The organism is Amycolatopsis xylanica, from assembly GCF_900107045.1.
Lineage (GTDB): Bacteria > Actinomycetota > Actinomycetes > Mycobacteriales > Pseudonocardiaceae > Amycolatopsis > Amycolatopsis xylanica.
Genome location: NZ_FNON01000004.1, coordinates 219,820 through 232,065, shown reverse-complemented (window position 1 = coordinate 232,065; position 12,246 = coordinate 219,820). Strand labels below are relative to the sequence as shown.

Sequence of the window (12,246 nt, the reverse complement as noted above, 5' to 3'; positions counted from 1 at the left end):
GAGGAAAGGACGCACCATGACCACGCTCCCGCCGGAACCCGAGTACGTCCCGCCGACCCCCGCGAGCGCCGTCGGACGGGTGATGGCCGCGTTCGACCGGATCGCCGAGGTCGACCGGCCCGAAGTCTGGATCACCCTGCGTTCCGCCGAAGACGTGCTCGTCGACGCCAAGGCGGTCGACGAACGGGTGCGCGCGGGGGAGCGGCCGCCACTGGCCGGGCTTCTCCTTGCTGTCAAAGACAATGTGGACGTCGCGGGCCTGCCGACGACGGCCGGGTGCCCGGCGTTCGCGTACACGCCCGAGGTGAGCGCGACGGCCGTGCGGCGGCTGACGCAGGCGGGCGCCGTGGTGCTCGGCAAGACGAACATGGACCAGTTCGCCACCGGGCTCGTCGGGTCGCGCAGCCCGTACGGCGCGGTGCGCGGGGCGAAGGACCCGCTCAAGGTCAGCGGCGGCTCGAGTTCGGGCTCGGCCGTCGCGGTCGCGCTGGAACTGGTCGACATCGCGATCGGCACCGACACCGCGGGCTCCGGGCGCGTGCCGGCCGCGTTCAACGGGATCGTCGGGCTCAAGCCGACGCTCGGGCTGGTGCCGAAGACGGGTGTGGTGCCCGCGGCGCGGTCGTACGACTGCGTGACGATCTTCGCCCGCAAGCTCACCACGGCGCAGCTCGCGCTCGCCGAGATGACCGGCCCGGACGCCGAAGACCCGCAGAGCCGCGCCTGGCCGGACTCGGTCCGGTTGAGCGCGGGTGAGCATCCCCGCGTCGCGATCCCGGCCGACAAGAACCTCGAACCGCTCTCGCCGAGCGCGCACCGGGCGTTCGCGGCGGCCGTCGCGTCGCTGCGCGCGTCGGGGGCGATCGTCACCACGGTCGACATCTCGCCGTTGCTGGACGCGGCGAAGCTGCTCTACGACGGCGCATTGGTCGCCGAGCGGTACGCCGCGGTCGGCGCGTTCCTGCGCGAGCACCCGGAAGACGCCGACCCGACGGTCGCGAAGATCATCTTGGCCGCGGGCAAGCTCAAGGCGCACGACTTGGCCGCCGACCAGGAACGGCTCGCCCAAGCCAAGGCGACGGCCGAGAAGCTGCTCGCCGGGCAGGACGCGCTCGTGCTGCCGACGGTGCCGGAGCACCCGACGCTCGCCCAGGTCGAGAAGGACCCGGTCGGGGTCAACAAGCGACTAGGCACGTACACGAACTTCGTGAACCTGCTCGACATGGCCGGTGTCGCGGTGCCCGCCGGGACCGCGGACGGCGGCTCGTTCGGGCTGACCGTGCTCACCCGCGCGTTCGACGACCAGATCGCGCTCGACCTCGCCGCGCTGTTCACCGGCGAACTGGCCGAAACCCCTTATCCCGACAAGGGAATCGACCTGGTCGTGTTCGGGGCGCACCTACGCGGGCAGCCGTTGAACCACCAGCTCACCGACCTCGGCGCCCGCTTCGCCGAGGAGGTGCTCACGGCGGAGGAGTACCGCATGGTGGCCTTGCCGACGAGCCCGCCGAAACCGGGACTCCTGCATGTCGGCGCCGGAGGCGCGTCGCTGGAAGGCGAGCGCTGGCTGCTCTCGCCAGCCGCGCTCGGCAAGTTCCTCGCCGGGCTGCCCGCGCCGATGCTGCTCGGCCGGATCCTGCTCGACGACGGCACCGAGGCGGTCGGCTTCTACTGCGACCCGTCGGCGGCCGAAGGCGCGAAGGACATCACCGCGTTCGGCGGCTGGCGTGCTTACCTGCGGCGGATCATCGCCTGCCGGAAAGACCCCGTGTGACCCGGTGGACCAAGCCGGGTCCGTGCAGCGCGAAGCCGGTGTAGAGCTGGACCAGGCTCGCGCCGGCGTCGAGCAGGCGCCGCGCGTCGTCGGCGTCGAGGATGCCGCCGACGCCGATGATCGGGAGCTTGCCACCGGTCTCGGTGTGCACGAACTCGACGACCTCCCGCGCGCGGGAGGTCAGCGGCCTGCCGGAAAGTCCGCCTGCCTGGTCGGCGAGGTGGGCGTCCGACGGCGCGATGCCCTCGCGGGAAAGGGTGGTGTTGGTGGCGATGAGCCCGTCGACGCGGTGCTCTTCGCAGACGCCGAGCAGCTCGGCCAGCGCCTCGTCGGTGAGGTCGGGTGCGACCTTCACCAGCAGCGGCACCGGCTTGCCCAGCTCGGTCATGGTCTTGCGCAGCTCGGCGAGCAGTTCGGCCAGCGCGGACTTGTCCTGCAGCGCGCGCAGGCCCGGCGTGTTCGGCGAGCTGACGTTGATCGCGAAGTAGTCGGCGAACGGGTACAGCGCCTTGAGTGACGACCGGTAGTCCTCGACCGCCGCTTCGAGTGGGGTGACCTTGGACTTGCCGATGCTGATCCCGAGCGGGACGTCCGGCTTGCCGAACGCCTTGAGCCGCGCGGCGAGCGCCTCGGCGCCCTCGTTGTTGAAGCCCATGCGGTTGATCACCGCGTCGGTCGCCGGGAGCGTGTACAGCCTCGGCTTGGGGTTGCCGGGCTGCGCGAGCCCGGTCACGGTGCCGACCTCGACGAACCCGAAGCCCAGCGCGGGCCACGCGTGCAGCGCGCGGCCGTTCTTGTCCATCCCGGCGGCGAGCCCCACCGGGTTGGGGAAGTCCAGGCCCAGCACCGAAACCGGGGCCTCGGTGCGGTAGACGCGGCGCAGCGCGGCGAGCGCGGGCGACGACCGGCTGACCTTCGCCAGCACCTGCAAGGTGCGCTCGTGCACCAGCTCGGGGTCGTTCTTGCTCAGCCCGTACAGCGCGGGGCGAATGATCTTGTCGAACAGCACGGGCCCATCGTGCCTTACGCCTCCCGCGCCTTCCATTCGTCCTCGAGCATCGCGAAGATGAGCTCGTCGGTCCAGTCGCCCTTGACCACCTCGTTCTCCCGCAGGTGGGCCTCTTTGCGCATGCCGAGGCGTTCCATCAGGCTGGACGAGGCGATGTTGCGACCGTCACAACGGCCGATGATCCGGTGCAGGCCGAGCTCTTCGAAGCCCAGCCGCAGCAGCTCGGCGGCGGCCTCGGCGGCGAAGCCCTTGCCGTGGAAGTCGGGGTGGAAGACGAACCCGATCTCGCCCTGGCGGTGTTCCGCGCTGAGGTACTCGAGGTTCAGGTCGCCGATGAGCTGCCCGGTCGAGGCCAGCTCGACGGCGATGGCCAGGAACTGGCCCTCCTTCTGCAGCGTGGAGCTGTGGATGCGCTTGGCCAGCGCCGCGGCCGATTCGGCACGGCTGCGCGGGCCCCAGTAGAGGTAACGGGCCACGTCGGAGCGTGACTGGAAGGCGTTGAGTGCGTCGAGGTCGTCCGATCGGAACGGCCGGAGGATGAGACGTTCGGTGGTGATCGGGTAGTCCGGACGGAGCATGCCGCCAGGCTAGCGACGTAAGCCGGTTTTCGTGAGGGGTTTTCCGGGAAATAAAGAAGCCCCCGACGCCCTTCCCGCACGGCAAGGTTTCCGTGGGGCCCGGGCCGGACTGATTCCCGGGGCGTCGGGGGCCTGGTGACTGCCTGGTATTCGCTAGCAGGCAACACGCGAAGCTGGCCACGAGGTGGCCGCTGGTAGTCCCATCGCGCGGCGTCCGCTAGCGGACAGCCACCTCACAAGTCCTCTTGGTATTCAACGCAGGACCACCTCCTCTCTTGTGTACTGCCACGCTAGGCGAAGAGTCCGGCGGCCTGCAACATCATTATTTCCTTATGCTGGAGCAGGTCCAGCCTGACAGCGGGGGCAGAACCAGGTCGGCCGCTTGCGCACGTCGTGGCCCTGGTCGGCGACCACGACCTTGCCACCGCAGCGGAAGCAGCCCTGGCGGGTGCGCTCGTAGACCCAGTTGCGGCGGCCGCGGCCCATGTCGCCGGTCGTGCACTGCTCGTGCCGCCAGGCGTTGGCGAGCAGGAGCTTGCGGCCGAGCGCGACCACCTTGTCGGCGTCCACTTCGGACACCGGGGTCCACGGCGTGACGCCGAGGATGAAGCACATCTCGACCTTGTAGAGGTTGCCGACGCCCGCCATGACCCGCTGATCGAGCAAGGCGAGACCGAGTTCGCGCGTGGGGTTCGCGCGTAACGCGGCCGCCGCGCGTGCGGCGTGCTCGTCCGTCCATTGTGGATCGAGCAGGTCGGGGCCGAGATGGCCGACGAGGGTGTGCTCTTCCTTGGTGGGCACCAGTTTCAGGTCGTGCAGGCGGAACCCGATCGCCTGTATATCTTCGGTCATCAGGATGACGCGCGCGTGGTGCGCGGGGAAGCGCCAGCTCGCGCCGCGCGGGTAGATCCGCCAGGTGCCGTCCATCTTCAGGTGGCTGTGCAGCGTCAGGTCGCCGGAGAACCGGGTCAGCAGGTGCTTGCCGACCGTCCCGACGCCGAGCACGTCACGGCCTGCGAGATCGACGGTGGCGAGCGCGGGATGGCGGAACTCGCCGCGCGTCAGCGTCTTGCCAGCGAGCGCCTTGTCGAGTTGCTTCCCGGCCAGGAAGACGGTGTCGCCTTCGGGCATCAGCTCGGCTGCGAGGCGGGCTCTGTGGTCTCTTCCGGCTCTTCGGAGCGCACGCGGTGCCTGCCGGCCCGGTTCGAGCGCAGGATCTTGGCCAGCACCATGTTGAACGTCAGCGCGATCTCCTGCGCGCCCGGCGAGTTCCACTCGTGGATCGGGCTGCACGCGCCCTGCGCCTGCTGCACGGCGAGCCGGTCGGGGATGCCGGTCGGCATCACCAGCGAGCCGAACGAGTCGCGCAGCTCGGCGACCCGGTACTGGTGCTCGTACGACCGCACGCGCAGCTTGTTGACGAGCACGCCGATCGCGCGCAGGCCGGGGTTGTTCTCCTCGCGGGTCTTCTCGATCGCCTCGAGCGCGCGCTGGGCGCCGGTGACCGCGTAGATGGTCGGCTCGGTGACGATCAGCGCGCTGTCGGCGGCGACCAGCGCCGAGCGGGTCAGCCTGCCCAGCGACGGCGGGCAGTCGAGGATCACGAGCTCGTACGGGTCTTCGCGGATCGGCGCGCGGTGCAGCTCGTCGAGGGCGCGCGAGAGGTTCTCGAGGCGGCGTGGGTCGGCTTCCGGCTCGTTCAGCAGCTGGAGTTCCTCGGCGCCGACCAGCACGTCGACCTCGTCGCTCCAGACACTGGGCGCGATGGCCCGCTCCAGCACCGCGCGGTGCGGGGTCTCCAGCACGTCGGCGAGGGTGGCGTCGGTGTACGGCGGGTCGAGCGAGGTGGTGGCGTTGCCCTGCGGGTCGAGATCGGCCACCAAGGTGCGGGTGCCCCTACGCAGAGCGGCGGATGCGATACCTAGCGCGACCGTCGTTTTCCCGACACCGCCCTTGAGGCTGAGAACCGCGACCGTGTGCACTCGATAGAGCCTACGGGTTCGGCGGGGGTGCGCTGCGGGGCAAGGTGCCGAATCTCTCGTCCGCGCTGGTGCGGGCGGCGCGAACAGGCTGTGACCACCCGATCGGGTAGGTACGGGTGACCATTACGCTGCGGCCTATGAAAACGGACACCGTGGCAGCACGCGGGTCGGGTGCGGTGCGCCGCGTGCTCGAGGCCGAACTGCGGGCCGCCCGCTCGCGCGGCGTCGAGCAGCCCCTCGTGGTCGACGTCGGCGGCGGCAGCGGCGGCTGGGCGGTGCCGTTCGCCTCGGCCGGGTGCCTGGTCACCGTGGTCGAGCCCAACCCGAACGCGCTGGCGACGCTGAAGCGCCGCGCCGAGGAAGAGGGCGTGTCCTCGCGGATCACCGTGGTGGCCGACGACTCCGACGCGCTCGCGCGCCACGTCAGCCCCGGCTCGGCCGATCTCGTGCTCGCGCACGGGCTGCTGGAGGTCGTCGACGACCCGGCGATCGTGGTCGCGGCGCTGGCCGAGGCCGTCGCGCCGGGCGGGGTGGTCTCGGTGCTGGTCACCAACCGGTTCGCGACCGCGCTGCACCGCGCCTTGGCCGGTCGCCTCACCGAGGCGCGCCAGGTGCTGGAGAGCGCCGCCGGTGTGCTGCCGGGCGGGCGTGACACCGTGCTGCGCCGCTTCGACGTCCCCGGGCTGGAAGCGTTGCTGGCGGGCGCCGGGCTGAACGGCGTGACGATCCAGGGTGACGGTGTCGTCTCCGACGCGGTCGCGGGCGGATCCCGTGAAGAGGAACTGGCCGAGTTCGAGCTGCTGGCCGCTGCGACGCCGCCGCTGCGCGACGTCGCCACGCGCCTGCACGCGCTCGCCAGGATTTAGCGGGCTTTATGCCGGGTGCTTTCCCGGGATAAAGCCCGCTAAATCCCGGTCTCCCCAGAACTGTCAGTGGTGCCGGGTAGCGTCCTGTTCATGGGCCGCAGTGGGGATCTACGAGGTGGGGTGAGCCGGTTCCGGGTGGGAACCGGCGACACGTCCTGGCCGGATGACACCGGGTGCGGACTGCTGCATGTGGACATGGACGCGTTCTTCGCGTCGGTCGAGCTGCGCTCGCGCCCGGAGCTCGCGCACCGGCCGGTAGTGGTCGCCGGCGCCGGGCCGCGGTCGGTGGTGCTGTCGGCGAACTACCACGCCCGCGAGTTCGGGGTGCGCTCGGCGATGCCGGTCGGTGCGGCGAAACGGCTGTGCCCGCAGGCCGTCTACATCCCGCCGACGCGGGGGCTCTACAGCGAGGTCTCCGCCGGCGTCATGGAGATCTTCCGCGAATTCACCCCGTTGGTCGAACCGCTGAGTCTCGATGAGGCCTTTCTGGACGTTCGTGGCGCGCTGAAACGCTTGAACACCACGCCTGCCGCCATCGGCGCCGAGATCCGGCGCCGTGTCGCCGCCGAACATGGGATCACCTGCTCTGTCGGCGTCGCGAAGGTCAAGTTCGTCGCCAAGCTGGCAGGCGGGATGGCCAAACCGGACGGAATGGTCGTGGTGCCCGCCGCCGAGACGCTCGACTTCCTGCACCCGCTGCCGGTTTCCGCGCTCTGGGGTGTCGGCAAACGGACCGGCGAGCACCTCAAGCAGCTGGGGCTGGACACGATCGCCGACGTCGCCGCCGCGCCGCTGCCGAGGCTGCGCCGGTCGCTGGGCGTCGCGGTCGGCGAGCACCTGCACGCGCTCGCGAACGGCCACGACGACCGCGAGGTCGTGCCGGACTCGCCGGAGAAGTCGATCGGTGCCGAAGTCACGTTCGATGTGGACAAACACGACCGGGGCGAGCTCGGCCTCGAACTGCTCCGGCTCGCCGAGCGGGTGGGCGGCACCTTGCGGGCCAAGGGAATCCGCGGCCGGACCGTGTCGATCAAGGTGCGCTTCGCCGACTTCAAGACCATCACCAGGGCGCGGACGCTGGTCGCCGCCACCGACGTCGCCAGGGAGATCCACGGCACGGCGGTCGAGCTGCTCGCCGAGCACGCGCCGACGGGTGCCGTCCGGCTGATCGGCGTTCGCGTGGAGGGACTCGGTTCGGCGGGCGGTGGCGAGCAGCTCACCTTCGAGTCCGGCGCGCCCCGCTGGCGCGACGCCGAGGTCGCCGCGGACTCCGCACGATCGCGGTACGGGGCCGCCGCCGTGCGCCCTGCGTCACTGATTTCTCGGCAAGACGGGTGATTTTCCTCGCGTGAGCACGCTCTGTCGCGGCTCTGAACCGGCGAATCGGTGTTTTTCCCTAAATCTATGCACGCATGATGCGAGATCGGGTAGTCGTCTGAGCGCGGGACTCGTATCCTGGACAGTAGCCCCCCGCCAGGGGGTGTCTGTTGGGTCCACGACGTTGCGCGGCCCGGCGCCCGCGACAGCTGTGCCGGAGGAGGAAAGATGCCACTCTCCGAGCATGAGCAGCGGCTGCTCGATCAGATCGAGCGCGAGCTCTATGCCGAGGACCCCAAGTTCGCGTCCACGGTGCGCGGCACCAGGTTGCGACGACCCGCTCGAAGGCGGCGTATCCAGGGCATCGCCCTGTTCGTCGTCGGGGTCGCGTTACTGGTGCTGGGTGTGGCCGTGGTGCCGATCCGGGTCGCCGATATCCCGCTCGTGAGCGTGTTCGGCTTCCTGGTCATGTTCTTCGGGGTCATGCTCGCCGTCACGTCGATTCGGCAGGGCGCCGAGTCAGCGGACGGCAAAGACGGCGGGGCCCAGTCCCGGCCGTCGGGAGGCAGCTCCCGCAAGAGTTCCTTCACCCAGCGGATGGAAGAGCGTTTCCGTCAGCGTTTCGAGGACCAATAGGGTCCCTCACCGGACTTCCTAGGTAAGCCGCGTCCACCTGGTGGGCGCGGCCTTCCTCATGCTCGGGGCCGGTAGCGCCGCCGTTCCGGGGAGCGCGAGGTTGTGAGCGTGCCCGGGTTGGTGTGTGCGATTTGCGTCGTTCAACGACGCAAATCGCACACACCAACGGGGATTTCCGCCCGTCCCGCGGCCGAGCTTCGCGAGCCGAGCACCCGTAGACGGCGAAGGCCCCTCGAAGCGTTCCGAGGGGCCTTCGCTGTCTAGAGGCTTCTTAAGGCTTCTTACGCCGGAAGATGCTCTTCGGGAACAAGCGGCCTCGCCAGGACATCGGGGCGTTGCGGCGCAGGCTGCGGCGCAGGCCGTCGAAGGCCGGGTCGAGCCGCGGGTCCATCGGGCTGCCCTCGCTGTACCAGGAGCGCTCGACCACGCCGATGACCGTTCGCAAGCCTTCGCGGCCCTCGTCGTCGAGGTGATGCTTCTGGGCGAGCTTCTGCCCGGCCACGCGGACGGTGTCACTCTCCGGGATCGGGAGACCACGGTCAGCGCACTCGGCCATCAGCTCCTGCCACGCCGCGTCGGCCGCGGCAGGGGAGTGGCCGGCGATGGCCTGGAGACGCCGTCGCCTGGCGAAGTCGCGGATCAGGGCGGGCGCGCCGACCAGCACCACGGTCAGCACCAGCACCACCGCGAACCACACCGAGAGCCACGCCGCGAGGAACGCCAGCGCCGCGACCCACAACCCGGCCGCCGCCAGCGGCAGCCAGGTCGTCAGCTGGGGGCCGAGCGTGGGTTTCGCGCCGGGGTCGTCCGGCGCGTCGTCCGGTGGCTTCGGGCCGGAGGGCGCCTTTTCGAGGGAACGCAGGTGGCGGACGGCGAAGAAGATCACCAGGCCGGTCAGCAGCAGCGCGAGCAGGCCCAGTATCCCGGCCACGACGATGGGCCAGGTCGGCTCCTCGTCGGTGGGCTTGGCAGCGGTGCCGCTGGTGGTCGTGGGGACGCCGGTCGCGGGCGCCGAGCTGGAGGCCTTGCTCGGCTTCTCCTCGGGGTCCTCGGTCGCGGTGGCCGTGCCCTTCGGGTTGGTCTGCAGATAGGACGGGATGAAGCCGCGGTTGTCGGAGAGCGGGGTCGGGTCGAAGCTGACCCAGCCCTTGTCACCGAAGTAGACCTCGACCCAGGCGTGCGCGTCCTTCGTGGTGATCGCCCGGTAGTCGGCGACCTCCTCACCGGGGGTGAACCCGATCGCCACCCGCGACGGGATGCCCAGCGAGCGCAGCATGACCGCCATGGCGGAGGCGAACTGCTCGCAGAAGCCCCGTTTGCCGCGCAGCACGAAGTCGGCCAGCCCGTCGGGGCTGGACTTGGGCGCGGTCTTGGTGTCGTAGACGAAGCCGTTCGACGGGGTGAAGAACCGCCAGAGCGCGGTGGCCTTGTCGAAGTTGTTCGTCGCGTTCTCGGTGACCTGCCGCGCCAGCTTCCCCACCTCGGGGTTGACCCCGGAGATGCTGGTGTAGGTGTCGTCGACCGGGGTGGACGTCGAGTCCGCGTCGCGAAGGTCCTCCTTCGTCGGCTCCTTGAGCGAGGCGATCTCGGTGTACGGGCCGGAGCTGGACTGGGTGAGGGCGAACACCGCGCCGATCTTCGGGTCGTAGAAGACGTCCTTGCCGGTGATGCCCTGGATCGCGCGAGGCTGGCCGACCATGGGGAGCCAGTAGTCGACCCAGTTGGTCGGCTGGATCTCGATCGCCGCCGGGCTACCGCTGCCGTCGTCGCCGATGGCGGGCGGCAGCGACGGCATGTCGGCACGCAGCTTGCCGTCCAGCTTGCTCCCCAGCCGCCAGCCCGCGTCGTCACCGTCGGGCTTGTAGGTGTCGAGCGTGAACGCGCGCAGGAAGCGCTTCTCGCCGCCGAGCCCGCGCACCTTGAACAGCTCCGCGTTCGTGCCCTGGTCGAGCAGGCCGCGCATCTGGGTGAACGGGTTGACGCCGTAGCCGCCGGTGCGGTTGCCGCCCTTGCCGTTGCCCGTGCCGCCGGGCAGCGCGCCGACCGTGCCAACGCCGGTCACCGCCGTGCCGACGATCAGGCCGAGCACCAGCGCCAGGCTGACCACGGCGACCGGGGTCGCGATCGTGCCGGGTGAGTTGCCGAGCCCCGGCGCGTCGCGGTTGCGCCAGCGGCGGTGCCGGTGGTTGCCGTCGATCGCGAGCAGCCCGGCGAACGCGCCGGCGCCGAGCAGGAACGTCCACCACGGCAGCATTTCGTCGGACAGCGACGCGGGGACCGCGTAGACGCAGAGCAGCACCAGGCCGGTCGCGGCCGGCGCGGCCGCGGCGACGGCGAGCGTGTCGATCAGCACCGCGACCAGCCCGATCGACATGGTGATCAGCGCCAGCAGCGGCGGGCTCGCGTCGGCGGGCGGGAGCGTGGTGCGGATCTGCTCGGCCGCCGCGGTGATGACGTCGCCCAGCTCGGCGAACGCGGCCGGGCCGGGAATGATCTTGAGGATGCCGGTGGTGGTGAACGAGCCGGTCACCAGGAACGCCAGCACCACCATCTGCGCGAGCCCGACGACGACCGTCGGCGCGCGCAGCGACCGCAGCGCCAAGCCGGTGCAGGCGACCAGCACGATCGCCACGAAGATGTAGCCGAGCCAGGCCCAGCCGGTGATCACCCCGGTCAGCGAGGTCGACGCGCAGAGCGTCGCGGCCCCGGCGGCGACCGGCGCGAGCACGGAGCTGTTCCACGCGGTCGGCTGCGGCACGGGCCGCTCGGTCGGGGTGTGCAGTTCGGTAGCCGTGCTCATCTAGAACGATCCCCCGATCAGGGTGCCGCGGCGGGTGGCCGTCTGGCACAGCTCGGCCCACACCTGCTGCATCGGCGTGACCGGGTCGGCGACCACCACGCCCCAGCCCGCCGCCTCCAGGATCGCGATCGACTCCTCGGTGGCCGTGGCCCGGTGGCCAGGCGCGTTGAGCGAACCACCCCAGGTCGGGGTGTCGAGCAGCACGGCGAGACTGCGGATGCCGCGCGGGCGGTACTGGGTCAGCTCGCGCACGGAGTCGTTGCTGACGGTGCCGAGCACGGCGATCAGCTCCTGGCCCTCGGCCGGATCCGCGCCGAGGGTGATGTCGCGCTGGTGCGCGGGCTGCAGCGCGGCCAGCGCGTCGAGCACGATGTTGTCGTAGTGCTCGCCGCCCTCGCCTGGTGTGTCCGCCAGCGTCTGGCCGTGCTCGGTGACCAGGCGGACCCGGTGCCCGGAGCGGCGCAGATGCAGGCAGACCGAAGCGGCGAACGAGACCGCCCACTCCAGGCTGGCGGCGGGACCGGCGCCGTGGTGCGCGGCGGCGCGGTGGTCGAGCAGCACCGTGGTGCCACCGCGCCACGGGCGCTCCTCGACCCTGACCATGATCTCGTCGCGCCGCGCGGTGGAGCGCCAGTGCACCTTCCGCAGGTCGTCACCGGTGCGGTACTGCCGCACGATGACGTCCGGCTCGCCCTGGCCGGCGTGCAGCCGGATGCTGCCGTCGTCGCCCGCGCCGATCCCGGCGCCGCTGGGCAGGCCGAACAGCCCGACCACCTTCGGCACCACGACCAGCCGCGAGTGGGCGATCAGTTCCCGTTCGAACTCGCAGAGCCCGAACGGGTCGGTGATCGTCGCGCGCAGCGGCCCGACCTGCTGGATACCGCGCAGCACCGGCTGGATCGGGTAGCGCAGGCCGACCGTCCGGTCGTGGGGGAGCCGCTCCACCACGAACCGGGGCCGGGCGCCCAGTGCGTACGGGACGCCGTCCTCGAGCAGCACCTCGCCGGCCGGAAGCCTGCCGTGCCGCCACAAATCGAGCTGAACTTCCCCGACCGAGCCGACCGAGACCCGCTCCGGCAGCAGCTTGCGCGCCGCCCCGATCTTCAGCCGGGTCAGCGCGATGAAGCCGGCCACCAGCAGCGGCAGCGCGACGACGAACATCGCCACCCGGAGCAGGTCACGCTCGTTCAGCACCACGGAGCACGCCGCGGCGGCCACGCCAGCGGCTAGTAGGCAGCGGCCCCGCGTGGTCAGGCCGGAGAGTGCGCGCAGCATCTTCCTTCT

At 70.9% G+C, this 12,246-nt stretch carries 10 protein-coding genes; 4 read left to right on the top strand and 6 right to left on the bottom strand.

All coding sequences use genetic code 11. The features are described from left to right. Positions 1–16: 16 nt before the first annotated feature. Positions 17–1,774 (top strand): allophanate hydrolase, encoded by a 1,758-nt coding sequence (gene atzF / locus BLV57_RS19985; RefSeq protein ID WP_091290900.1) that lies wholly within the window; start codon positions 17–19, stop codon positions 1,772–1,774. On the opposite strand, the gene BLV57_RS19980 is transcribed toward atzF, so the two are convergent. The 4 genes from BLV57_RS19980 to BLV57_RS19965 all read right to left on the bottom strand — a co-directional run bounded on the left by BLV57_RS19980 (position 1,746) and on the right by BLV57_RS19965 (position 5,343). Continuing rightward, positions 1,746–2,783, bottom strand: a complete 1,038-nt coding sequence (locus tag BLV57_RS19980; RefSeq protein ID WP_091290898.1) for a quinone-dependent dihydroorotate dehydrogenase — start codon at positions 2,781–2,783, stop codon at positions 1,746–1,748. The genes atzF and BLV57_RS19980 overlap by 29 nt on opposite strands. A 14-nt stretch (positions 2,784–2,797) precedes the next feature. Beyond that, complete coding sequence (locus BLV57_RS19975; RefSeq protein WP_091290895.1) at positions 2,798–3,361, bottom strand: GNAT family N-acetyltransferase; 564 nt, start codon at positions 3,359–3,361, stop codon at positions 2,798–2,800. A 330-nt stretch (positions 3,362–3,691) separates the two neighbouring features. Further along, positions 3,692–4,492: a DNA-formamidopyrimidine glycosylase family protein gene (locus BLV57_RS19970; protein WP_091290892.1), complete on the bottom strand. Its 801-nt coding sequence runs from the start codon at positions 4,490–4,492 to the stop codon at positions 3,692–3,694. Continuing rightward, positions 4,492–5,343, bottom strand: a complete 852-nt coding sequence (locus BLV57_RS19965; RefSeq protein WP_091290889.1) for a ParA family protein — start codon at positions 5,341–5,343, stop codon at positions 4,492–4,494. Before BLV57_RS19965 ends, BLV57_RS19970 begins: the two co-directional genes overlap by 1 nt. A 137-nt stretch (positions 5,344–5,480) precedes the next feature. Between BLV57_RS19965 and BLV57_RS19960 the strand changes: the two genes are divergently transcribed. The 3 genes from BLV57_RS19960 (at position 5,481) to BLV57_RS19950 (ending at position 8,162) form a co-directional block, all read left to right on the top strand. Next, positions 5,481–6,209 (top strand): methyltransferase domain-containing protein, encoded by a 729-nt coding sequence (locus tag BLV57_RS19960; protein ID WP_091290887.1) that lies wholly within the window; start codon positions 5,481–5,483, stop codon positions 6,207–6,209. 120 nt (positions 6,210–6,329) lie between these two features. Continuing rightward, a complete protein-coding gene (gene dinB / locus BLV57_RS19955; protein WP_091290884.1) occupies positions 6,330–7,547 on the top strand; it encodes a DNA polymerase IV in 1,218 nt (405 codons plus the stop codon). 207 nt (positions 7,548–7,754) lie between these two features. Continuing rightward, positions 7,755–8,162: a DUF3040 domain-containing protein gene (locus BLV57_RS19950; protein ID WP_091290881.1), complete on the top strand. Its 408-nt coding sequence runs from the start codon at positions 7,755–7,757 to the stop codon at positions 8,160–8,162. 271 nt (positions 8,163–8,433) lie between these two features. Here BLV57_RS19950 and BLV57_RS19945 read toward each other — a convergent pair whose 3' ends face one another. After that, the gene (locus tag BLV57_RS19945; protein WP_091290879.1) at positions 8,434–10,962 is read right to left on the bottom strand and encodes a transglutaminase TgpA family protein; all 2,529 of its coding nucleotides are present in this window, start codon (positions 10,960–10,962) and stop codon (positions 8,434–8,436) included. Next, positions 10,963–12,237 (bottom strand): DUF58 domain-containing protein, encoded by a 1,275-nt coding sequence (locus BLV57_RS19940; protein WP_091290877.1) that lies wholly within the window; start codon positions 12,235–12,237, stop codon positions 10,963–10,965. Between the last annotated feature and the right edge of the window lie 9 nt (positions 12,238–12,246).